Source organism: Achromobacter kerstersii, assembly GCF_902859595.1.
Lineage (GTDB): Bacteria > Pseudomonadota > Gammaproteobacteria > Burkholderiales > Burkholderiaceae_B > Achromobacter > Achromobacter kerstersii.
This window is the reverse complement of record NZ_CADIJQ010000006.1, coordinates 149,158-172,866: the sequence shown is the minus strand read 5'-3', so window position 1 is coordinate 172,866 and position 23,709 is coordinate 149,158. Positions and strand designations below refer to the sequence as shown.

19 protein-coding genes and 1 tRNA gene are annotated in these 23,709 nt (G+C 65.1%); 16 read left to right on the top strand and 4 right to left on the bottom strand.

Going from position 1 to position 23,709, the window contains the following annotated elements:
• Positions 1 to 55 precede the first annotated feature (55 nt).
• The 8 genes from HV765_RS18750 (at position 56) to HV765_RS18715 (ending at position 9,076) form a co-directional block, all read left to right on the top strand.
• Positions 56 to 271, top strand: coding sequence for a TOBE domain-containing protein (locus tag HV765_RS18750; protein WP_006227327.1), 216 nt, complete (start codon positions 56 to 58; stop codon positions 269 to 271).
• A gap of 120 nt (positions 272 to 391) precedes the next feature.
• The gene (locus HV765_RS18745; RefSeq protein ID WP_175170591.1) at positions 392 to 1,921 is read left to right on the top strand and encodes a DUF3300 domain-containing protein; all 1,530 of its coding nucleotides are present in this window, start codon (positions 392 to 394) and stop codon (positions 1,919 to 1,921) included.
• Between the two features lie 5 nt (positions 1,922 to 1,926).
• Positions 1,927 to 2,799: a DUF2950 family protein gene (locus HV765_RS18740; protein ID WP_175170590.1), complete on the top strand. Its 873-nt coding sequence runs from the start codon at positions 1,927 to 1,929 to the stop codon at positions 2,797 to 2,799.
• A 175-nt stretch (positions 2,800 to 2,974) separates the two neighbouring features.
• Positions 2,975 to 3,955, top strand: a complete 981-nt coding sequence (locus HV765_RS18735; protein ID WP_054421177.1) for a YVTN family beta-propeller repeat protein — start codon at positions 2,975 to 2,977, stop codon at positions 3,953 to 3,955.
• Positions 3,956 to 4,073: 118 nt separating this feature from the next.
• A complete protein-coding gene (locus tag HV765_RS18730; RefSeq protein WP_175170589.1) occupies positions 4,074 to 4,814 on the top strand; it encodes a polysaccharide deacetylase family protein in 741 nt (246 codons plus the stop codon).
• 2 nt (positions 4,815 to 4,816) lie between these two features.
• Positions 4,817 to 5,824: a sterol desaturase family protein gene (locus tag HV765_RS18725; RefSeq protein WP_054421178.1), complete on the top strand. Its 1,008-nt coding sequence runs from the start codon at positions 4,817 to 4,819 to the stop codon at positions 5,822 to 5,824.
• Positions 5,825 to 6,113: 289 nt separating this feature from the next.
• Positions 6,114 to 7,856 carry a PGAP1-like alpha/beta domain-containing protein gene (locus HV765_RS18720; RefSeq protein ID WP_217483374.1) on the top strand — a complete coding sequence of 581 codons (1,743 nt, stop codon included), beginning with the start codon at positions 6,114 to 6,116 and terminating at the stop codon, positions 7,854 to 7,856.
• 74 nt (positions 7,857 to 7,930) lie between these two features.
• Positions 7,931 to 9,076 (top strand): T6SS immunity protein Tli4 family protein, encoded by a 1,146-nt coding sequence (locus HV765_RS18715; protein WP_175170587.1) that lies wholly within the window; start codon positions 7,931 to 7,933, stop codon positions 9,074 to 9,076.
• 12 nt (positions 9,077 to 9,088) lie between these two features.
• On the opposite strand, the gene HV765_RS18710 is transcribed toward HV765_RS18715, so the two are convergent.
• Positions 9,089 to 9,595, bottom strand: coding sequence for an acyl-CoA thioesterase (locus tag HV765_RS18710; protein WP_054421179.1), 507 nt, complete (start codon positions 9,593 to 9,595; stop codon positions 9,089 to 9,091).
• 79 nt (positions 9,596 to 9,674) lie between these two features.
• A complete protein-coding gene (locus HV765_RS18705; RefSeq protein ID WP_175170586.1) occupies positions 9,675 to 11,255 on the bottom strand; it encodes a DUF1254 domain-containing protein in 1,581 nt (526 codons plus the stop codon).
• Between the two features lie 407 nt (positions 11,256 to 11,662).
• Here HV765_RS18705 and fdnG point away from each other — a divergent pair, with 407 nt between their 5' ends.
• The 7 genes from fdnG (at position 11,663) to HV765_RS18670 (ending at position 20,808) form a co-directional block, all read left to right on the top strand.
• Positions 11,663 to 14,731 (top strand): formate dehydrogenase-N subunit alpha, encoded by a 3,069-nt coding sequence (fdnG, locus tag HV765_RS18700; protein ID WP_156336342.1) that lies wholly within the window; start codon positions 11,663 to 11,665, stop codon positions 14,729 to 14,731.
• 10 nt (positions 14,732 to 14,741) lie between these two features.
• A complete protein-coding gene (fdxH, locus tag HV765_RS18695; protein ID WP_175170585.1) occupies positions 14,742 to 15,641 on the top strand; it encodes a formate dehydrogenase subunit beta in 900 nt (299 codons plus the stop codon).
• Entirely contained in the window at positions 15,634 to 16,266 is a 633-nt protein-coding gene (locus HV765_RS18690; protein ID WP_054421183.1) for a formate dehydrogenase subunit gamma, read from the top strand. Before fdxH ends, HV765_RS18690 begins: the two co-directional genes overlap by 8 nt.
• A 78-nt stretch (positions 16,267 to 16,344) precedes the next feature.
• Positions 16,345 to 17,277 carry a formate dehydrogenase accessory protein FdhE gene (gene fdhE / locus HV765_RS18685; RefSeq protein WP_054421184.1) on the top strand — a complete coding sequence of 311 codons (933 nt, stop codon included), beginning with the start codon at positions 16,345 to 16,347 and terminating at the stop codon, positions 17,275 to 17,277.
• Position 17,278: 1 nt separating this feature from the next.
• Positions 17,279 to 18,709 (top strand): L-seryl-tRNA(Sec) selenium transferase, encoded by a 1,431-nt coding sequence (selA, locus tag HV765_RS18680; RefSeq protein ID WP_175170584.1) that lies wholly within the window; start codon positions 17,279 to 17,281, stop codon positions 18,707 to 18,709.
• A complete protein-coding gene (gene selB / locus HV765_RS18675) occupies positions 18,706 to 20,652 on the top strand; it encodes a selenocysteine-specific translation elongation factor (RefSeq protein ID WP_175170583.1) in 1,947 nt (648 codons plus the stop codon). The genes selA and selB overlap by 4 nt, the downstream gene beginning before the upstream one ends.
• Before the next feature lie 60 nt (positions 20,653 to 20,712).
• A tRNA-Sec gene (locus HV765_RS18670) sits at positions 20,713 to 20,808 on the top strand.
• A gap of 20 nt (positions 20,809 to 20,828) precedes the next feature.
• On the opposite strand, the gene HV765_RS18665 is transcribed toward HV765_RS18670, so the two are convergent.
• Together HV765_RS18665 and HV765_RS18660 are read right to left on the bottom strand one after the other, a co-directional pair.
• The gene (locus HV765_RS18665; RefSeq protein WP_054421187.1) at positions 20,829 to 21,368 is read right to left on the bottom strand and encodes a TlpA disulfide reductase family protein; all 540 of its coding nucleotides are present in this window, start codon (positions 21,366 to 21,368) and stop codon (positions 20,829 to 20,831) included.
• Positions 21,369 to 21,388: 20 nt separating this feature from the next.
• Positions 21,389 to 22,489: a transglutaminase-like domain-containing protein gene (locus HV765_RS18660; RefSeq protein WP_054421188.1), complete on the bottom strand. Its 1,101-nt coding sequence runs from the start codon at positions 22,487 to 22,489 to the stop codon at positions 21,389 to 21,391.
• A 152-nt stretch (positions 22,490 to 22,641) separates the two neighbouring features.
• On the opposite strand from HV765_RS18660, the gene selD reads away from it, so the two are divergent.
• Positions 22,642 to 23,703 (top strand): selenide, water dikinase SelD, encoded by a 1,062-nt coding sequence (gene selD, locus HV765_RS18655; RefSeq protein WP_175170582.1) that lies wholly within the window; start codon positions 22,642 to 22,644, stop codon positions 23,701 to 23,703.
• The last annotated feature ends 6 nt before the right edge of the window (positions 23,704 to 23,709 follow it).

The window sequence follows — 23,709 nt, the reverse complement described above, 5'->3', positions numbered from 1 at the left end:
ATTTCCCTTTTACGTGGCGCCCCGATGGCGCCGACCCTTTCATCAGGAGCAAGCCATGAGCATTCAATCCATCAACGCCCGTAACCAGTTCCGCGGCAAGATCAAGGAAATCATCCTGGGACCGGTGGTGTCCGAGGTAGACGTGGACACGCCGGCAGGTATCGTCACGTCCGTGATCACCACGCGTTCCGTGAAGGAACTGGACCTGCAAGTCGGCACCGAGGTGCTGGCCTTCGTCAAAGCCACCGAGGTGTCCGTCGCCAAACTGTAAGAAAGCGAGATTGGCGCCGGCGCTTCCCCTGCGCCGGCGTTAGGCATATATTGTCAGCGCGTTATCCGGCGGTTTCTTCCTGGTGTTCAGCTTCATGCGTTGCTACACGGAGAACGGTTCATGCGTCGACTGCAAAGGTGGTTCATCGGCTGGGTGTGCCTGGGGCTTGCAGTCTGCCTGCCCGCCGTGGCGCAGACCAAGCTGGACAATGGGCAGTTGGATCAGCTGATGGCGCCCGTGGCGCTGTACCCTGATTCGCTGCTGTCACAAATCCTGATGGGGGCCACGTACCCCGACGACATTGCCGCTGCGGCCAAATGGTCGGCGGCGCATACGTCCGAGTCGGGCGATGCGGCGGTCAAGGCGGTTGAAGGCGAAAGCTGGGACCCCAGCGTCAAATCCCTGGTGGCGTTTCCTTCCGTCATGGACATGATGGGGCGTCAGCCCGACTGGGTGAAATCCGTGGGCGACGCCTTCCTGGCGCAGCCGGACGGGGTGATGGATTCGGTTCAGCGGCTGCGCACGCAAGCGCAAAAGGCCGGCAACCTGAAGAGCACGCCGCAGCAGACGGTGAAGTCCACGACCACCGACACCAACAAGACGGTGGTGGTGATTGAGCCGACCGACCCGCAAGTGGTCTATGTGCCCAGCTACAACCCGACGGTGGTGTACGGGGCGTGGTCCTATCCGTCGTATCCGCCTTATTACTATCCCCCGCCTCCGGGCTCGGTATTTGCGACCGCGCTTGTATCCGGCATCGGGTTTGGCCTGGGGGTGGCGGCCGTGAATTCGATGTGGGGCGGATTCAACTGGGGACACAACGACGTTGATATCGACGTGAACCGCTACAACAACATCAACGTCAATAACCGGATCGACAACGCCAGAAACAACAACGTGTCGTGGCAGCACAACCCGGCCAACCGCGGCAACACGCCCTATGCGGATGCGGGCAACCGCCAGCGTTTCGACAGCCAACGCCAGGCGGGTTTGCAGAACCGTCAGGCAGCGCAGGGTCAGAGGCAAGGGCAGGGGCTTGGGCAGAGCCAGGGCGGCCGCGCTGCCGGCGCCGCGCCCGCTGCGAATTCCCGGGAAGCCGCACGTGACCGCGCCGCGCAGTCTTTCGAGGGGCGCACGGGGCAATCGATAGCCGGTCATGAAGAACGGGGCGGGGCACGCGGCCAAGGCGCAGCGGGCCGGGGCGGCGAGGGCGCAGCCGGGCGAGGCGGCGAGGGCGCCGCAGGTCGAGGCGGCCAGGCTGCGGCGGGCCGGGGTGGTGAGGGTGCGGCAGCCCGGGGCGGTGACGCCGCGGCGAGCCGTGGACAAGGCGCCAACGCAGGCGCCGGGCAAGGCTCCCGCGACCGGGCGCAAAGCGGCGCCAACCACACACCACGTTCTTCCAGCGTTTCCACGCAGGACCACCAGGCAGCGGCCCAACGCCAGCGCGCGGACGAATCCGCCGCCCGCGATCGTGCCCGCGCCTCCAACAGCAGCAGCGCGCTGCACGACGCCGGCAACGGCGACCGGATGCGCCAGCAGAGCCAACGCAGCGAGATGAATCGGGGCGGCGGCGGTGGCGGACATCGGGCTAGCGGCGGCGGCGGACGTGCGGGTGGCGGCGGCGGCGGTCATTTCGGCGGCCGGAGGTAAGCACCATGGACAAGGGAGCTTTCATGACGAATGCCTGGGTTCTTGCCCGTACGCTAAGCGCCGCAACATTGTTGGCGCTGGGCTTGGCCGCGCCGGCGGCGGCGCAAAGCGTGTATCCGACGTCGCAGGCCGCGGCCGACGCCTTCGCCGACGCGCTGGCCACCAGCGATTCCGCCGCCATGGCCAAGGTGCTGGGGCCAAACCATAACCAGATCGTGCCGGGCGGCGTGGCGCAGGACGACATCTACCGATTCCTGTCGGCCTGGGCAAAGACGCACGAGATCATCGCCGACGGCGGCCGTTCCTGGCTGGCGGTGGGAGATTCCGGCTGGACGATGCCCGTGCCGATCGTGCAGTCGGGCAAGGGTTGGCGTTTCGACCCGGCAGCGGGCAAAGCGGAAATCCAGCGCCGCACGATTGGCCGCAATGAATTGAGCGCCATCGAAGCCTTGAAGCAATTGCAGGCGGCGCAGACCCGGTACATGCAGGGCGTGGGCCAGGGCCGTTATGCGAGCCGCCTCGTCAGCCGGCCCGGCAGCATGGACGGCCTGTACTGGCCCGAAGTGCCCGGCGCGCCCGAGCAGGCGTTTGGGCCGGACGCGCTCGTCATGGGGCCGGAAACGCCGGTGGCGGATGCCTATTCCGGTTATCGCTTCAAGGTGTTGCCGGGCAGCCAGGACACGGCTTACCGCATCGTCGCGTGGCCCGCGCAGTACGGACGCACCGGCATCGGCACCTTTGTCATCGGCCCGCAAGGCGGGGTGCTGGAATCGGACCTGGGGCCGTCATCCGCATCCCGTGCAGCGGCCTTGCGCGAACGCGATATCACCGCTGGCGCGTGGGTCGACGCTGACGCGCAACCCGTTGGAACCAAATGATTTTTTGGCGATTCGGGGGACGCTTCGGGCAGGGGTTGTTGCTGGACGGCAACAGGCGCATTCGTTTGTCGCCAAACCCCTGCTTGTTGCCCTTTTGAAAGGCCGCTGTGCCTAAAATGGCGACCATTGGGATCGGTGCCCGATCCTTACTTGCCGGACCTTGAAATTGAATCTCATGCATTTTGTCCGCTACGCCCTGGCAGGCGTGGGGATGGCGCTTAGCGCAGCGGCGGCATCGGCCCCGATTTTCGTCCTGAATTCCCTGGACGCCAACGTCAGCATCATCGACCCGGTCACCTACAAGGAAGTGCGGCGCGTGCCCACCGGCAAAGAGCCGCATCACCTGTACCTGACGCCTGATGAGAAGTCGCTGATGGTGGCCAACGCTACCGGCAACACCATCACGATGATGGACCCCAAGACGGGTGAAGTGCAGCGCACGCTGACCGGCATCGTCGACCCCTACCAGTTGCAGTTCTCGCCGGACATGAAGTGGTTCGTCACGGCGGCCAACCGCCTGGATCACATCGACATCTACGCCTGGCAGCCGCAGCAAAAGGGCGCCGAGCTGAAACTCGTCAAGCGCGTACCGGCGGGCAAGACGCCCAGCCACATCATGATCGACAAGAAAAGCACCACGGCCTACGTGACGCTGCAAGACAGCGACCAGCTGATCGCCATCGATCTGGCCACGCAGACGCCCAAGTGGACGGTGTCGGTGGGCAAGACGCCGGCCGACGTGTTCCTGACGCCCGACCAGAAGACCCTGCTGGTGGCGCTGACGGGCGACTCCTTCGTCGAAGCCTATGACGTCAGCAACGGCCCGGCCAAGCTGGTCAAACGCATCCCGACTGCGGCCGGCGCACACGCGTTCCGCGCGCAGGGCGACAAGCGCCACCTGTTCGTCAGCAACCGCACCGCCAACTCCATCAGCCGCATCGACATGCAGACGCTGACGGTTGCCGATACGTTCCCCGTGCCGGGCGGCCCGGACTGCATGGATGTGCTGGCCGACGGCAAGACGCTGCTGGTCACGTCGCGCTGGGCGCGCAAGCTGACGGTGGTGGACCTGGAGCAGAAGAAGGTCGTGAACCAGGTGACGGTGGGCAAGTCGCCTCACGGCGTCTGGACGCTGAACCATGCGCCAACGCGTTAAAGGCCCCCACGCCGCGCCCGCTGTCGCGAGCATGCTGCCCCCCAAGGGGGCTTTTTCGCCTTGGGGCGGCCCGGCGGCGAAAAGCGTTCTGGCCATCTGTCTCGCTATTGCCGTCCCGATGGCAAACGCCGCCCCGGTGCAGGCCACCTGCGACAAACCCGTCTACCTGACGTTCGACACCGGCCACATGGGTGTTGCGCCGTTGATCGCCGACGTGCTCAACCGCCATCACGTGAAGGTCACGTTCTTCCTGGCCAACGAACGCACGAAGACCGAGGGCTCGAGCCTGGACGACGTGTGGGCGCCGTGGTGGAAGGCGCGCGCGGCCGAAGGCCACGCCTTTGGCTCGCACACCTATGACCACGTCTACTGGCAGGGCGACCTGCCCGGCGGCAAGTTCCGCGTGAAGCCCAGCGCCGGCCCCGACACGGGCAAGACGGCGCAGTGGACGGCCGAGCAGTACTGCGCCGAGATCAAGCGTTCCGCCACCCGTTTCCATCAGATGACGGGCCAGAACATGCTGCCGATCTACCGTGCGCCGGGCGGCAAGACCTCGCCCGCCTTGCTGAAGGCGGCCAAGGCCTGCGGTTACGAACACGTGGGCTGGGCGCCTGCCGGCTTCCTGGGCGATGAGTTGCCCAGCGACAAATTCCCCAATGCCAAGCTGCTGGACCAGGCGCTGCGCACCATCAAGCCCGGCGACATCCTGTTGGCGCATCTGGGCATCTGGTCGCGCCAGGACCCCTGGGCGCCCGCCGTGCTGGAGCCCTTGATTGTGGGCTTGCAGCAGAAGGGCTATTGTTTCGCTACCTTGAACACGCATCCCGCTTATCGCGATTGGATCGCTACGCATCATTGATTATGGATACGCTTAGTCAATTCTTCGGGGCTTGCCAGCAATGGCTCTTCGAGACGCTGATCCAGCCCGCTCTGTTCCATTTGGGGCTGAGCAACTTCATCGAAGACGGCTACGACGCCACCATGTGGCTGCTGGTCGGCCTGGTGCAGATCGCCGTCCTGGTGCTGGTGTTCGGCCCGCTGCAACGCCTGCGGCCCGTTGAAGCCGTCACCGACCGCCGCCAGATCGGCATCGACGTGCTCTACACGCTGATCCATCGCCTGGGCGTGTTCCGGCTGGCGCTGTTCTTCACGATCGATCCCTTCTGGGACAGCGTGTTCGGCCAGTTGCACATCTGGGGCTTTGCGCCGTTTCAGCTGGACCAGTACTGGCCCGGCGTTACCGACAAGGCCTGGGTCAGCCTGATCATCTACCTGCTGCTGTTTGACGCGGTCGATTATTTCTACCATCGCGCGCAGCATCGTTTCGGCTGGCTCTGGGCGTTGCACGCCGTGCACCACAGCCAACGCCAGATGACGATCTGGAGCGACGACCGCAACCACTTGCTGGACGACATGCTGCGCGACGTGCTGGTCGTGTTCGTGTCGCAACTGGTGGGCGTGCCGCCCGCGCAGTTCGTGATGGTGGTGGCCATTACTCAGCTGGCGCAAAGCTTTTCGCACGCCAACCTGCGCATGCACTTCGGCGCGATTGGCGAACGTTTGCTGGTCAGCCCGCGCTTTCACCGCCATCACCATTCCATCGCCTACGACGCCTCGTCGCCGGGTCCGGTGGGCGGCTACAACTTCGCCGCGCTGTTCCCCATCTGGGACGTGCTGTTCCGTACCGCCCGCTTCGGCGTGGGCTACGGCCCCACGGGCATCCACGACCAGCAGGCGGAATTGGGCGGGCGCGATTACGGCCGCAGCTTCTGGTCGCAGCAATGGCTGGGATTGAAACGCATGGTGGGCCGCGACCGCGAGCCCGCATCGGCGCCACCCGCGCCTCCTGGCGCGGCAGAACGCGCTTGAGTGCGCAACAGGTTGGTAGGGGCGACGCCATTTGGCGTCGCCTTTTTTTGTTTTTGGGGTGATGGGCGGGACTGAAAAAGCAGGACAGAAAAAGTGGGACTGAAAAAGCGTGACTAAGAAGTCGGGCTACGAATCAGAGTTCTCCAATAGTTTTTTTCTGGGGTTGATAGCACCCTGGCGCGTTGAGATTAGCTCGCGCAAGGCTACGCAGTCTTCCATGGCCATGTGCGCGCACACTTGGGAGCCCGCCATGACCGACAACGCCCCAACCGCACGGCGTTACGCCCCGATGTCTTTCGACGCCCGGGGCCAGCCCTTGTTCCACTGGAGACTCACGCCTACGGCCCTCTGCGATCCGGTCATCCTCCTGGTTCCGCCAGCTGCAATACTGCCGGTCATATTCATCCCAGGCATCATGGGGTCGAATCTGAAGTCAGCGCCAGATGCGGGCGAGGCCGGCGAACCGGTGTGGCGTCTGGATGCGGGTCTGGCAGGCAAGCCTTTGGGGCTGTTCAAGCGTTGGAGCGATGAGTACGCGGGTACACGCCAGACCGTTTTGCATCCCAAACGGGTCGCGGTGGACCCCGACGGAGCCGTCCCCGCACGGGGCGCGGGTTCCGTGATCGAACCTCCTGGCGAATCCGCGGCGCAACGCAAAGACGCGGTCATCGCCCGCTATCGTGAAAGAGGCTGGGGGGAGGTCAGCGAAAGCAGCTATCACGCGTTCTTGCTGTGGCTCGAAGACACCTTGAACAGCGCCTACCTGCCGCATCAGTGGCCGGCGTTCCAACTGAAGTCCATGCATCTGGACATGCCCGACAATGGCTCGCCCCACCCGATCCTCAAGCCCGGGCTCGATGTGCCGCTGGCAGGGCTGGGTGAACGGCTTCTGCGTGAGTTGCCGCATCTGAAGACGGACGAGCTGTCGGCGCGTGCGGCGTACCGGATGCCGGTCCACGCGTTTGGCTACAACTGGCTTGAGGACAACGAAGACGCGGCGGCAAAACTGGCCGTGCGGATCAATGAGATACGACGCCAGTACGGCGGGAACTGCCAGCAAGTCATTCTGGTCACGCATTCCATGGGAGGGCTGGTGGCGCGTCGTTGTGCGCAGTTGCCTGGCATGGCCGACGTGATCGCGGGCGTGATGCATGGCGCTATGCCGACCAATGGCGCCCCGGTGGCGTACCGCCGATGCAAGGTGGGAATGCAGCAAGAAAGCGCGATGGCCGGCGCGGTGATCGGCAGGACCGGCAAGGAAGTCACCGCCGTCTTTGCCCAGGCGCCCGGTGCGCTGCAATTGCTGCCCACCAAGCGCTATGCCTTGGGCTGGCTGCGCTTGCGGGACCAGCACTACGCGCCCGCCATGCCTGCCCGCCCCGAAGCGGACCCGTATGCCGAAATCTATCTGCGCCGTGATCGCTGGTGGGCGTTGCTGCGCGAGGAATGGCTGGCGCCTGAGGAGGGGACCCCTATCGAATGGGTCGACTACGCCGGGAACATCAGGGAGGCGAAGCGGTTCCACGAAAAGATAGGTGGCGCCTATCACCCCAACACCTATGTGTATTACGGGGCTGACGACAAACAGCCGAGTTTCGAAACCATTACCTGGCAAATGCACCCCGGTCGAGGCTACCCGGAGAGGCCCTTGGGCGTACCGCCGGACGCCTTCGTGGTATCCACCATGCAGATGGTGGATGTGCGGGATGAAGGGTCCAGCCCCCTGTACGTGGGGGGAGGGCGCGCTGAACACGCCGCGCGTCTCAGAGGGGAATGGCCGACCCAACCCATGGAAGTCAGCCATTGGGAACTGCACTGCTCCATGCAGGATGGCAGCGGCGACGGCACGGTTCCCGTCAGCTCGGGCAAGGCGCCTGCCATGCAGGCACGCGAGGGCCAGGTGCGGGCGCAAGTCGGCGTCACCGGCTTTGACCACGAGGGCGCATTCGGCGTCGTGCAGACGCGGCACTTCACCCTGTACAGCCTGATAAAGATTGCAGCCCAAGCCAAGCGTCCGCTATGCGCCGCCTGATCCCGCTGCTCTGCCTATTGTTGGGGCTGGCCGCTGGCGCGATGGCCCTATTCCACTTCAAGGAGAAGCCCGCCATGACCGCGATCACCTTACCCATGCAGACTTGGTCGGTGGGCAGGCTGTTGATCGAACTTCCCGTCAACTGGGGGCCGCCTTCCAGCAGTCGAGCCATCCTGTATTACGGACTGGGCGCTGATCACAAACGCGTCGAAGTCGATCTGCTGGGGCAGGACATCACGCAAGCGCAATTCGACGAGGCCTTGGCGGAACGCGCACAGCGCATCCGCGCCGAGGTCAGTTCAGCAACCGGAAAGTCCATGCTTCTGGGCGCGCAGGAGTTATCGCCGGGCACGTGGCTGCTCCAATTTCACAAGAGCAGGGTGGGCACGTGGTCGCAAACCTATGAATTGCATCTGCTGGTGAAAGGCACGCACGTCTTGCTGGCGGCAAACTCGTATGAGGGTTCGAACCCACAAGTGGAATCGCGGCTCGCCGAACTGGCCCCGCAGGTGGTTGCGGTTGGCCAAGCAGAAACGGCGGGTCCCGGGGTGTCGTTGGGGCCTGTCATCATCCGCGGCACGCATGACCATGAAATGGGCATTGTGAGCTTCATGGCGCGAGGTTCGAACGTGAAGTTGCAGATCACATTCAGTGCCGTCACGCCCGATCAGTCGCCACGCGTCATCGCCCGCATGGTCCGAAACTTTAAGACGTTTCGCGCGGAAAACCATGACTTGCTGCGCAAGGGGCCAACCACCCTGGCGGGCAACCCGGCCGAAGAATACCTGTTGGGATACGAGGCGGAAGACCATCGCGAGCTGCTGTTTGTGGCCGAAAACTACCGCGACAACGGTTCCTTGGCGAACCCGTCGATCAATTTTCGTTTGACGGCGGGCGGAGCGCTCAGAAAGCATGTCGACCCGGACATGACGCCAGACAAGATGCTGAATTGGTATCTGCCCAACTTCGTGGATAGGCGCGACCCGCCGTTATGGCAACGCAAGGCGCCGCCGCCGCAAGTAGATCCCGTGCTGAGCAATGCGGAAATCGTGGCGATCTGGGATCACGCCATGCGGTCCGTGCGGCCGCGCTACGGGGCCGTGGCGCCGCCTCGGGTTGAGCCAGAACGATCCTATCGGGGGCCCACTCCCGCGCAAGCGGAAGCAGACCGTAAAACTCTGGATGCGTTTATCGCAAGCGAACCTGGCACCGAGAAATAGCCAAAGGATCAATCAGGCCTGCGGCGTGTCGTGCGTGGTTTCACGTTTGATCTGATCGTGGCGGCGCTCCATTTCCTGGCGCAGTTCGCGGCGCAGGCCGGCGGCTTCGAAGCGTTGCCGTTCTTCCAGGTTGCGCGGTTCCAGCGGCGGCACGGCGGTGGGCGCGCCCTTGTCGTCTACCGCCACCATCGTGAAGTAACAGCTGTTGGTGTGGCGCACGAGTTTCTTGCGGATGTCTTCGGTGACGACCTTGATGCCGATTTCCATCGACGTGCGGCCGGTGTAGTTCACCGCCGCCAGGAACGTGACCAGTTCGCCCACATGGATGGGTTCGCGGAATACAACCTGATCCACGGACAGCGTCACCACGTATTGGCCGGCGTACCGGCTCGCACAGGCATAAGCGACCTGGTCCAGATACTTGAGGATGGTGCCGCCGTGTACGTTTCCTGAAAAATTCGCCATGTCCGGCGTCATCAGGATGGTCATCGTCAGTTGGTGGCTAAAGGCGTCGTCCATGGCGGGCGCTCATCATTCGTGAATAAAACGCCTATGGTAGCGGCAGGCGCCTGTCATTGCGCCGACATTCGTACGGCGATCAGGGTTTCTTGGGCGTGGCGGTTGACGGTTTGGCGGGGGCGGCAGCGGGCGCGGCGACAGGCGGCGCGGCCTGCACCAGCGGCGCGGTCTCCGCAGCCGGGGCGGGGGCAGGTTCCATGTGGGGGGCGAGTTCGGATTGGGGTTCGGGTTTGGTCTCCCCTTCATCGCGCACCATTCCCGGCGGCATCCACAACCCGTCCAGCAAGGCCGGGCCCGGCTCATAGACGCGCAGCAGCAGCGTCACGGGGCCCACGGCCGGCACGGGCAGCCAGTTGGCCTGGACTTCAGGCGCGGGCGGCAGCGCGCTGACATGCACGTCCAGCGATCCGTCGGCGTTGTAGGCCAACGGCGCGCGGTCTCCCAGCGCGTAGCGGTTCAGCATATTGGCCACCGGCATGCCCTGGCCGTCGTACACGGCCAGCGACCACAGCGCGCCTGCGGGCGGCAACTGGCCGCTTTCAAAATGCAGCGTGTAGCGGTGCGCGCCGTCGATCGGCGCACCGTGGCTATCAGCCGCCAGCAGCAACACGCTCAGGTCTTCGGGCAGGCCGGCGCCGGGCTGGGCTTGGGCCGCCAGCGCGCGGCGCAAATAGCCATTGCCATAGACGCCGACGCTGCCCGTTTCCTGCTGCCAGCCGTTCAGGTTGCGCAATGATTGGCCGGCGGCGGCGTCCATGCGTTCGCGCGCGGCGCGCAGGCCCCGGCGCATGCCTTGCTTGGCGGGGTGGTCAAGCTTGTCGAAGTCGAAGGTGCGGCCGGGGATGATGCCCACCCGGCGCAGCTGCGCCAGCACGGGCTGGTCGGTGGCGTGCGGCGGGTGCTTGCGCATCAGCTCGGCGGCGTAGGTGAAGAAGGCGTCGGTCGGCATGGATTCCACCTGTTCGCGCACGGCAATCTTCAAGTCCAGGTTCGGGTCCGACTTCACGCGTTGCGATTGCGCGGGCAGGTTCCATTGCGACAGCGGCGTCAGCGTGAAGCCGTCTTGCAAGGCGTTGACGGCAGAAAGGTCCGCCTGCCCGTCAGCCTGGATCAGGATCTTTGCCCACACGTGCGCCGTGGGGGCGTCTAGGCGCGCCATGCCCGAGGGCAGGGTGCCCGTCCAGCCGGGCGGCACGATCACGGTGTTGCCCTTGGCCGTGCCGGTGGTGCGCTTGCCCAGCGTGGCGAAGACGTCTGTCCACATGTCCAGCAGGCTTAGCGTGTACAGACGGCCTTGCGTATCGGGCGCCGACAGCACCACGGGGCCGGCAGTCAGGTCCAGCCAGCCCGTGCTGCGCAGCATGTCGGGGTTGGCCCACGGCGCCGCCGTGCCGGGCTGGGGCAGGGTGCGGCCATGCAGAAAGGTGTTGGCGGGGGCGCCCTGAGCCCCTTGCGACGGGTGGGTGAACTGGCGCCGCGTCAGGTCCATGGTGACCAGCGGGTAGAAGTACAGATAGCCTTCCATCGCCGCCTGCTGCGCGGCTTCGGTGGCGGCCGCGGCGGGACTCAGCGCGGGCCGGGCGGGGGCGGCCAGGGCGGCGGGGGCGGTGGTCCATGCCAGGGCGGCAAGAGACAGGGCCAACGGGGCAAAGCGGCGCATCGGCGCTCCAGCGATCAGGCAAAAAGGGGCAACAGGGGCAAGCAGGGGACAAGCAGGGGACAAACAGGGGACAAGCAGGGACAAACAGGGTGCAAGCAGCGGTGCAAGCAGGCGTGCAGGCGTGCAGGCGTGTAGGCGTGCAAGCGAGCGTGCAAGCGGGGGGCAAGCGGGCCAAGAACCACGCCGCTGCACATTACGACAGCCGGCAATGGTAGCAGCCGGCCGACCGTCCAAAATCTGCAAACAACTCCCATTTCGCCTGTAAATCCGCGCAGAAAAGGGGGATAGACCCATGGCATGCTGGGACGGCTTCGGAATATACTCATTGAAATATCCTTGGAAGCTGTAGGGCTTCTTCCTTCGGGCAGGCCTCCGGCTTTCTTCATTCACCAGGAGAGGAGTGCTTCATGGTCAACATGAATCGCCGCCAGTTCTTCAAGGTGACAGGTGCAACCCTGGCAGGCTCCAGCCTGGCATTGCTCGGGGTTGCTCCCGGCACAGCCATGGCCGAAGTTCGCCAGTACAAACTTGCGCGCATGACTGAAACGCGCAACACCTGTCCCTACTGTTCGGTCGCCTGCGGTTTGCTGATGTACGGTCTGGGCGACGGCGCCAAGAACGCGCGCGCCAGCATCATGCACATCGAAGGCGACCCCGATCACCCCGTCAATCGCGGCACGCTCTGTCCGAAGGGCGCAGCCCTGATCGACTTCATCCACAGCCCCAACCGTCTCAAGTTCCCGGAATACCGGGCGCCCGGGTCGGACAAATGGGTGCGGATGTCGTGGGACGACGCCCTGACGCGCATCACCAAACTCATGAAAGCCGACCGCGATGCGAACTTCGTCGAGAAGACCGCGGACGGCAAAACCGTTAACCGGTGGCTGACCACCGGCATGCTGGCCGCCTCGGCAAGTAGCAACGAGGTGGGCTACATCACGCACAAAACCGTGCGCAGCATGGGGATGTTGGCATTCGATAACCAAGCCCGTGTCTGACATGGCCCGACGGTGGCAGGTCTTGCCCCGACGTTTGGCCGTGGAGCGATGACGAACCATTGGGTCGACATCAAGAACGCGGACGTAGTACTGATCATGGGTGGCAACGCCGCCGAGGCCCACCCGTGCGGGTTCAAATGGGTCACGGAAGCCAAAGCCCATAACAAGGCGAAGCTGATCGTCGTGGACCCGCGCTTTACGCGCTCGGCTTCCGTGGCGGACTTCTACGCGCCCATACGCACCGGCACCGACATCATCTTCCTGGGTGGCGTCATCAAGTACCTGTTGGATCACGACAAGATCCAGCACGAGTACGTGCGCAACTACACCGACTTTTCCTACATCGTGCGCGAGGACTTCACGTTCGACGCGGGCCTGTACTCCGGCTACAACGCCGAGAAGCGCACGTACGACAAGGCAAGCTGGGACTACGAGCGCGGCGATGACGGCTTCGTCAAGACGGACCCGACGCTGACGCATCCGCGCACCGTCTACCAGCTGATGAAGAAGCACTACTCGCGCTACACCGAAGACATGGTTGAGCGCGTGTGCGGCACGCCCCGCGACAAGTTCCTGAAGGTGTGCGACATGCTGGCCTCTACGGCCACGACGAATCGCGCCGCCACCATCCTGTACGCGCTGGGCTGGACGCAGCATTCCATCGGGTCGCAGATCATCCGCACCGGCGCAATGGTGCAGCTGCTGCTGGGCAATATCGGTATCGCCGGCGGCGGCATGAACGCGCTGCGCGGGCACTCGAACATTCAAGGCCTGACTGACCTGGGCCTGATGTCGAACCTGCTGCCCGGCTACATGACGCTGCCCAACGAGCCCGAGCAGGATTACGCCAAGTACATCGAGACGCGTGCGTTAAAGCCCTTGCGCCCGAATCAGCTGAGCTACTGGCAGAACTACGGCAAGTTCCACGTGAGCCTGATGAAGGCCTGGTGGGGCAAGTCGGCCACTGCCGAGAACAACTGGGCGTTCGACTATCTGCCCAAGCTCGACAAGATGTACGACATGCTGCAAGTCTACGAGCTCATGGTCCAGGGCAAGATGAACGGCTACATCGCGCAGGGTTTCAACCCGCTTGCGGCGGCGCCGAACAAGAGCAAGCTGAACGACGGCTTCGCCAAGCTGAAGTACCTGGTCATCATGGACCCGCTGGTCACTGAGACCTCGGAGTTCTGGCGCAACGCGGGCGAACACAACGATGTGGATTCGTCCAAGATCCAGACCGAAGTCTTCCGCCTGCCTACCACCTGTTTCGCTGAAGAAGATGGCGCGCTGGTGAACTCCGGACGCTGGCTGCAATGGCACTGGAAGGGCGCCGAGCCTCCGGGCGAAGCCAAGAGCGACATCGAAATCATGTCGCTCATCTTCACGCGCCTGCGCAAGATGTACCAGGAGGAAGGCGGCAAGTACCCCGACCCCATCGTCAACCTGTCCTGGCCGTACTCCAACCCGCAGAACCCCACCGCGGAAGAGTTGGCCAAGGAATATTCGGGCAAGGCGCTGGTGGACGTCATGGACCCCAAGGACCCCACCAAACTCGTGCGCAAGGGCGGCGAACAAGTGGCGGGCTTTGCGGAATTGCGCGACGATGGCTCCACCGCCAGCGGCTGTTGGATCTTCGCCGGCGCCTGGGGCCCCGGCGGCAACCTGATGGCGCGTCGCGACAACAGCGACCCGACCGGCATCGGCCAAACCCTGAATTGGGCGTGGGCGTGGCCGGCCAACCGCCGCATCCTGTACAACCGCGCATCGTGCGACGTGTCGGGCAAGCCATTCAACCCGCGCCGCAGCCTGATCTCGTGGAACGGCAAGATCTGGACGGGCGCCGACATCCCCGACTTCAAGGGCGATGAAAACCCCGATGGCGGCATGGGGCCGTTCATCATGAACCCGGAAGGGGTGGCGCGCTTCTTCGCGAAGGCGGGCATGGCCGAAGGGCCGTTCCCCGAGCACTACGAACCCTTCGAGACGCCGCTGGGCTACAACCCGCTGTATCCGAAGGCCAAGGGTGTCACCAGCAATCCGGCCGCGCGCGTCTTCAAGGACGACCTGGCCGCGATGGGCACGGTGGACAAGTTCCCCTATGTGGCCACCACGTACCGTCTGACGGAGCACTTCCACTACTGGACCAAGAACGTCCGCATCAACGCGATTCTCCAGCCGGAGCAATTCGTTGAAATCGGCGACGCGCTGGCCAAGGAACTGGGCATCGCCAACGGGTCACGTGTGAAGGTCTCGTCCAACCGCGGCTACATCAAGGCCGTGGCGCTGGTCACCAAGCGCCTGCGCGCGCTGACCATCGAGGGCAAGACCGTGCACCACGTAGGCATACCCATCCACTGGGGTTTCGTGGGCCTGGCCAAACCCGGCTTCCTGACCAACACGTTGACGCCAGTTGTGGGCGACGGCAATTCCCAAACACCGGAATTCAAGTCGTTCCTGGTCAAGGTCGAGAAGGCTTAGGAGAACCGACATGTCCCTGCAATCCCTAGACATCAAGCGGCGCTCCGCCACCACGACCCCGCCGCCGGGCATCCGTGAACCCATCACGGGCTCGGTGGCCAAGCTGATCGACGTCTCCAAATGCATCGGGTGCAAGGCTTGCCAAAGCGCCTGTATGGAATGGAACGATCTGCGCGACGAGATCGGCACCAACGTGGGCGTCTACGACAACCCGGCCGACCTGACCGAGCATTCCTGGACCGTCATGCGTTTCTCGGAATACGAGAACCCCGCAGGCGACCTGGAATGGCTGATCCGCAAAGACGGCTGCATGCACTGCGAGGACCCGGGCTGTTTGAAAGCCTGTCCTTCGCCGGGCGCCATCATCCAATACACCAATGGCATCGTGGACTTCCACGAAGAAAACTGTATTGGCTGCGGCTACTGCATCACCGGCTGCCCGTTCAACGTGCCGCGCATTTCCAAGAAAGACCACAAGGCGTACAAGTGCACCTTGTGTTCCGACCGCGTGGCCGTCGGCCAGGAGCCGGCGTGCGTCAAGGCCTGTCCCACCGGCGCCATCGTGTTCGGCACCAAGGAAGACATGAAGCAGCATGCCGAAGAACGGATCGTGGACTTGAAGTCCCGCGGTTTCGATCAGGCCGGCCTGTATGACCCGCAAGGCGTGGGCGGCACCCACGTCATGTATGTGCTGCATCACGCCGACCAGCCCGGGCTGTATCACGGGCTGCCCAAAGACCCGCATATCAGCCCCATGGTGTCGTTGTGGAAGGGGCTGGCCAAACCGCTGGGCGTGGCCATGATGGCCCTGACCGCCTTGGCGGGCTTCTTCCACTACGCCCGCGTGGGCCGCAACGAGGTCTCGGAAGAAGACGAACGCCGTGCCGAAGAGGAGGTGCGCCATGAGTGAAGACCACCGTCACCGCCGGATCAAGCGCTATACGCCGGGCGAGCGCACCAACCACTGGATCATTGCCCTCACGTTCATCTTGTTGGCGTTGTCCGGGCTGGCGCTGTTTCACCCGTCGATGTACTGGTTGTCCAACCTGTTTGGCGGCGGCCCCTGGACGCGCATCCTGCACCCCTTCATCGGGGTGGTGATGTTCGCCTGCTTCGTCGTGTTCGCCGGCCACATGTGGCGGCACAACCTGATGACGAAGGCCGACCGCCAGTGGTTGAAGCAACTGAACGACGTGGTCGAGAACCGCGAAGAAAAGCTGCCCGAAGTCGGCAAGTACAACGCCGGCCAGAAGCTGCTGTTCTACGTGCTGGTGCTGTGCATGCTGGGGCTGTTTGCCAGCGGCATCGTGATCTGGCGCGAGTTCTTCGCGTTCTACTTCCCCATCTGGGTGGTTCGGGTGGCGTCCGTCGTGCATGCCGTGACGGCGCTGGTGCTGATCTGCTCGATCATCGTGCACATCTACGCGGCCATCTGGGTCAAGGGATCGCTCACCGCGATGCTGCGCGGTTATGTCACCGCTGGCTGGGCGTGGAAACACCACCGCGCCTGGTTCCGCGAACAGATCCGAAAGTAGCGCCAGTTTTATCCTGACCGCACGGCTGCTATCCTTCTTCGAAGGCTGGCAGCCGTGTTTGTTTTCTTGGAGACGCAATTGCAGCGAATTCTTCCGCGCGGCGAGATCGAAGCGCTAGACCACAATGTCATCCCCCGCGTCAGCCTGCCCGACCGCGCGTCGGTGTTTGCGACGCGTGCCGCGCGCTTGCGGCAATTGGCGGCCGACAGCCCCGTGGCTGACTATCTTTTGCTGATGGCGCAATTGGTTGACGCCCAGCAGCGCGCGCTGAAAGACTGTGCAGCGCCGGGCGCATCGGAAGATCGCCTTGCCCTGGCGCAGGCGCACGGCATGCCGCCGTTGCAAGCCGTGGGCTGGCCGCGCGACCCGATGTGGCGCGGCATCCTGGCGCAATTGGTGGACGACGTTGCGCGCGGCCAGAACGTGCCCGCCGAAGCCGTTGACGTCTGCCGTGCGCTGCGCCGCGCGGTGGACGAAGACCCCGAATCGCTCGAAGACCTGGCCGAAGCCGTGCTGTCCGAACAGGACCAGGGCGTGGACGGCGCCGCCGCCCCGTTTGTGATGGCGGCCTTGCAGGTCTACTGGACGGACCTGGCCAGCCGCTTTGACGACAAGCAATTGCCCGTGGTCAGCCCGTTTGGCGTCTGCCCCGTGTGCGCCAGCCTGCCGGTGGCCAGCGTGGTGCGCGTCGGCGGCCAGTACGAGGGCTACCGCTACCTGTGTTGCAGCCTGTGCGCCACGCAATGGCACATGGTGCGTGTGAAATGCTCGCATTGCGAAGACGTGGAATCGGTGGCGTATCAAGCCATCGACGGCCGCTCGCCCGCCATCAAGGCGGAAACCTGCGACCACTGCCACACCTATCGCAAGATCTTCTACCAAGACAAAGACCTGTACGTAGAGCCGGTGGCCGATGACCTGGCCAGCCTGATGCTGGACGTGCTGGTGGGCGAGGCGGGCTATTCACGCGCAAGCGGCAACCCCCTGCTGTGGCACGGCAACGAGGAATAGCATGGCCCAGCACCCGTCAGAAGGCAGTGTGGCCGCCGTTTCCGATATTCCCCCGCTAGACCGCTTGCTGAATGCCGACGCGTTGCGCACAGCGCTCGACACGCATGGCCGCACTCAAGTGGTTGCGGCGTTGCGGCGCGATCTGGATGCCTTGCGCCAACGGGCGCTGGCGGGCGGCTTGATGCGCCAGGAACTCGATGCGCCGGTTGTTGCGGCCCGGGTGTCGGCGGCATTGGATAAAGCGGCCCAGCCGCGTCTGCGCGCCGTCTACAACCTGACCGGCACGGTGCTGCACACCAACCTGGGCCGCGCGCTGCTGCCCGAGGAAGCGGTGGCGTCCGTATTGCGCGCGCTGACCACGCCCGCCAACCTGGAGTTCGACCTGGACACCGGCGGCCGGGGCGACCGCGACGATCTCATCGACGAGCTGCTGTGCGAACTGACGGGCGCGGAAGCGGCCACCGTCGTCAACAACAATGCGGCCGCCGTGCTGCTGATGCTGAACGCGCTGGCCGACAAACGGGAAGTGGTTGTGTCACGCGGCGAGCTCGTCGAAATCGGCGGCGCGTTTCGTATCCCCGACATCATGAAGCGCGCGGGCGCCAAGCTGGTTGAAGTGGGCACCACCAACCGCACGCACGCCACCGATTACGACACCGCCATCGGCCCGCGCACCGCGATGCTGATGAAGGTGCATTGCAGCAACTACGCGGTCACCGGCTTCACCAAGAGCGTGAGCGTGGCCGAGGTAGCGGCGCTGGCGCACGCCAAGGGTTTGCCGGCCACGGTGGACCTGGGCAGCGGCACGCTGGTGGACCTGACCCAATTCGGCCTGCCCAAGGAAGACACCGTGCGCGAGACCATCGAGGCTGGTGCCGACCTGGTTACCTTCAGCGGCGACAAGCTGCTGGGCGGCCCGCAGGCGGGCCTGCTGGTGGGCCGCGCCGACCTGATCCGCAAGATCAAGAAGAATCCGCTCAAGCGCGCGCTACGCGTCAGCAAGCTGACGCTGGCCGCGCTGGAACCCGTGCTGGGCCTGTACCGCGCACCGGAATTCCTGTCGCAACGCCTGACCACGCTGCGCCTGCTGACGCGTCCGCAACGCCAGATTCAGCCGCAAGCCGAAGCCCTGCGCGCCACGCTGGCGCATGCCGTGGGGCCGAACTACGCGGTGGAAGCCGTGCCGATGTTCAGCCAGATTGGCAGCGGTGCGTTGCCGGTGGACCAGTTGCCCAGCTACGGCCTGGCCGTGCGCTACACGGGCAGCGGCCGCCCCGGACGCCATCTGGATAAGCTGGAAGCGCAGCTGCGCCGCTTGCCCACGCCCGTTATCGGCCGCATTGCCGACGACGCGCTGTGGCTGGATTTGCGCTGCCTGGAAGCGCGCGACGAAGCCGCGTTTGCGGCGCAACTGGCGGAGCCGTTGGCATGATCATCGGCACCGCGGGGCATATCGACCACGGCAAGACCACCTTGGTACGCGCGCTGACGGGCGTGGACACCGACCGCCTGAAGGAAGAGAAAGCGCGCGGTATTTCCATTGAACTCGGCTACGCCTACACGCCGCTGGCCAATGGCGACGTGCTGGGCTTCATTGACGTGCCCGGCCATGAAAAGCTCGTGCACACGATGGCGGCGGGCGCCAGCGGCATCGACTTCGGCTTGCTGGTGGTGGCGGCGGACGACGGCGTGATGCCGCAGACGCGCGAGCATCTGGCCATTCTGTCGTTGCTGGGCGTGGCGCAAGGCGCCATCGCCCTGACCAAAGCCGACCGCGCCGACGCCGCGCAACAAGCTGCCGTGCACGCGCAGATTGCCGAGCTGACGGCAGGCACGTTTCTGGATGGCGCGCCGGTGTTCGCCGTGTGCGCGTCACAACCCGGCGACGCCGCCACGGCCGAACTCAACACCTATTTGCACGCGCAAGCCGAAGCGTTGCGTCAGCGCGATGCGGCGGGCCTGTTCCGGCTGGCCGTGGACCGCGTGTTCACGCTGGCGGGCCACGGCACGGTGGTGACCGGCACGGCGCACGCGGGGCAGGTGCGCGCGGGCGACGACGCAGCCGATCTGCGCCTGATGCCCGCTGGCACACGCGTGCGGGTGCGCAGCATCCATGCGCAGAATCAGCCCAGTGAAACCGGCGTGGCAGGTCAGCGTTGCGCCTTGAATCTGGCCGGCATCGACAAGCAGGCCATCGCACGCGGCGACTGGATTGCGGATGCGCGCTGCTTTCTGCCGTCGCGCCATGTTGATGTGGCGTTGACCCTGCTGCCGTCCGCCGATGCGCCCGTGCGCGCCTGGGCGCCGCTGCATGTGCACATCGGCGCGGCGCGCCATGTGGCGCACGTGGTGCCGCTTAGCGCCGAAACCTTGGCGCCCGGGCAGTCAGGCTGGGTGCAGTTGGTGTTCGACGAACCCGTCTGCGCCATGCCGGGCGACCGCTACATCGTGCGCAATGCGCAGGCCACGCGCACCGTCGGCGGCGGCCGGGTGCTGGACCCGAACGCGCCCGACCGCAAGCGCCGCGCCGCCTCGCGCCTGCAAGGCTTGCAGGCGCTGTCCGACATGCTGGATGGCGGCGGCCTGGCGCCGGTGCTGGAGCATGCGCCGTTGGGTCTGGACGAAGCCACGTTGCAATGCCTGACCGGCAAGCCGGTACGCGACATCGAAGCGCCGCACGGCGCTTTGTGGCTCGAGACACGCAATGCCCAAGCCCCGCGCACCTTGATCTTGTCTGCCCATTGGGACGCGCTGCGCGCGCGCGTGGAACAAGCGTTGGCGGCCTTCCACCACAGCGCGCCGGATGAACCCGGCCCCGATGGCGCGCGCTTGCGCCGGATGGCGATGCCGGTGGGGCCCGACGCGTTGTGGACGGCGGTGCTGGATGCGCTGCAACGCGATGGCCGCATTGTGCGCAACGGGCCGTGGCTGCATCTGCCGGCGCACACATCCACGTTGGCGGATGCCGAAATCGCCCTGGCGGCGCGGCTGTTGCCGCTGCTGGAGGCCGGTGCGTTTGATCCCCCTTGGGTGCGGGATCTGGCGCGATCACTGGAAGCGTCCGAAGAGCAGGTGCGGCAGTTGCTGCGCAAGCTGCTGCGGCGCGGCGAGGTAGCGCAGGTGGTCAAAGATCTGTTCTATCACCGCAATCAGGTGCGTGTGTTGGCGGGGTTGGCAGCGGATCTGGCCGCGCAGCCGGGCGGTTTGAACGCAGCCGTGTTCCGTGACGCCACCGGGCTGGGCCGCAAGCGCGCCATCCAGATTCTGGAATTCTTTGATCGCGTGGGCTACACGCGGCGGGTGCGGGACACGCATGTGCTGCGCGCCGAAAGCGCGTATGCCGTTGCGCAAGGGGTGCAGCAAGAGCGTCCGTAGTACGGACGGCAAGAGCGGCTGCAAAAATCGCAGCAGCCGGTATCATAGGCGGTCCGCTGCGGAAGGCATTCGTGCCCGGCGGCACGGCTGGGCTTCAAACCCAGTTGGGGGCGTCAGACGCTCCCAGGTAGGTTCGACTCCTGCTGCCTTCCGCCACGTTGTTTCATCCGCGCACTTCAGCTGCGCAGCATCCGCGTCACCACGCTCGTCACGCGCGCCGACGTCCAATCCAGTTCCCCCAAGTGCCAATACCGGATTGATCCGCCTCGGTCCACCAGGTAGTTGGCGGGTAACCCAATCGCTTCCCACTTCTTTGACGCTGCGCTGTTGCGGTCATGCAAGACCGTGCCGGCCACCGGCCATTTCGCCAGAAAGGTCGACACCTTGCCCAGCGCTTCGCCCACGTTCACCGCAACCAGCCGCAGGCCTTCTTCGCGATGGCGCTTGGCCATGGCCGACATCAACGGAATTTCATCGCGGCAGGGATCGCACCAGGTCGCCCAGAAGCTGACGATGACGACGTTGCCGCGCCACGCCGACAGCTTCTGTTCGCGGCCGGAAAGGTCAGGAAGGATGAGCGGGGGGGTGGGCGCGGTCCAGGGCGCCCAGTCGGGGCCGGTGGCGGTTTTCAGCGCAGAGTCGGTGGCGGCCCGCACCCAGGCAGGCACGGCCGCCAACGACAGGCCGGATTGAAGCAGACGGCGACGACTGATCAAGGCGGCTTCCTCCGCAGGGGTCAGATGGACACGGGTTTTGCCGTGAGCGTGTAGCTGAAGCTTGCCGGGTCCAGGCTGTCCAGACGCCCGGCGGCCGTCTCGCCGTTGGGGTACATCAGGAACGGCACGGGGTCATGCGCGGAACCGGGCAGGACGACATCGTGGCCGTGGTTATAGGCGACCCAGTTCATTTCCCAGGCGCCAAACAACATGACGCGCGCGGCGCGCACCTTGGCGTCGGTCAAGGGCAATTCGCCGGGCGGCTCTTCCAGCATGACCTTGCGCACGTCCGCCGGGTCGACCGGCACCCAGCCATAGCCCGACGCATAGAACTCGGCGCGGCAGTGCTGCGCCTTGGTGACGTCGCCCGCTTTGCCCAGGCTCTTGTAGCCCAGCTCGGAATTCGCCACGCGCAGGCCGTAGGCATCGCGCGCGGGAATGCCGGCCGCACGCGCCAAGGCCACGAACAGCGCGTTGATGTCGGCGCACTTGCCGTTCAGATCATTGGCCGTGAGCATATAGCGCACGTCGCCCACGCCGCAGCCGCGCGTGGATGCCGTGCGGCAGGTGTTTTCAACGACCCATTCGTAGATGGCGCGCGCACGCGCCACGTCGCCCTGATGGCCGCGTGTGATTTGGTCGGCGGTGGTTTTGACGATGCCGTCGGTGGGCAGCAGCGCGGTGGGCTTCAAGTATTCGCGCAGCGCGTCGGGCGTTTCCAAGACGGCATCGGCGGACGGTGGCGCGGTCAGGTCCACGCGGCGGTTGCGCGTCTGGAAGCGGCTTGTCATCGTGACCGCGCGCGGGGTCTGTGCATCGGGCCATTGCACGGCCAGCATCTGCACGTCGTAGCCCGGCGCCCGCATTAACTGGGCGGTGCCGCCGCCGCTGACTTGCCACGTGGTTTGCGCGCCGCGCTGGTAAGCAGTGTCGGTGGCGTAAGGCACCGGAATCCAGATGCGCGTGTGTGCGCCGGGGTCGGTGACTCGAATATCGGTGGTGAGTTCGAAGCTGCGCCAACCGGCGCTGACGGGCGCCTGCTGCGCGCGCAGCGCTTGCGGCAAGGCGGTTGTGGCGGCGCACAACGCGCCTGAGAAACGGAGAAAGTGTCGGCGATCCATGAAGCCCCCACGCACGGTGAAGATTGGCTGTCGGTGCGCCCGGAGCCGGGCGGCCGTCCGTTGCTGCTGAATGCGATGCGATCTGCCAAAACATCATAGGGCCAACAGCGGGGCCGATGCTATCCTTTTTCGATTGATCCACGGAGACTGAAATGACCCAGGACGTCGCGGCCCCGCCCGCACCGCGTTTGACTTCGCTTTCGCACGGTGGCGGCTGCGGCTGCAAGATTGCGCCGGGCGTGCTGTCGGAATTGCTCAAGCGTTTCGGGCCTGCCGCCAGCTATCCAAATTTGATGGTGGGCACTGAAACCGCCGACGATGCGGCGGTGTATCGGCTGAACGACGAGCAAGCGCTGATCGCCACCACTGATTTCTTCATGCCCATCGTTAACGACCCGCACGACTTCGGCCGCATCGCGGCCACCAACGCGCTGTCGGACGTCTACGCAATGGGCGGCACGCCCATCATGGCGCTGGCGATCGTCGGCATGCCGATCAACGTATTGCCGCACAGCGTCATCGCCGACATCCTGCGCGGCGGCGAATCGGTGTGCGCGGAGGCCGGCATTCCGGTGGCGGGCGGCCACAGCATTGATTCGGTCGAACCCATTTACGGCTTGGCGGTGATGGGGCTGGTGCACCCGGATCGCGTGAAGCGCAATGCCGATGCGCGCGCGGGCGACGTGCTGATTCTGGGCAAGGCGCTTGGGGTGGGCATTTTGTCGGCCGCACTGAAAAAGAATCGGCTGGACGAGGCCGGCTACCGCGTCATGATCGACACCACCACCCGCTTGAACCGGCCCGGTGCGGCGCTGGCCACGCTGGATGGCGTGCACGCGGTGACCGACGTGACGGGCTTTGGTTTGCTGGGCCACGCGCTGGAGATGGCGCGCGGCGCAAAGCTGACGGCGCGGCTGCATCTGGATGCCTTGCCCTGGCTGCCGGGCGTGGAAGCCTTTGCGGCCGAAGGCATCATCACCGGCGCGTCTGGCCGCAACTGGGCGTCGTATGGCGACGCCGTGCGTTTGGGCGCTGGGGTCACCGACACACAGCGCGCCTTGCTGACCGATCCGCAAACGTCGGGCGGTTTGCTCGTGTCATGCGCGCCCGAGGCCGCGGAATCGGTGCTGGCGCTGTTCCGCAGCCAGGGCTTTGATCAGGCGGCGGTGGTGGGCGAGATGATCGCGGGCGACGGGCAGGTGCAGGCGGGCTGACCCGCC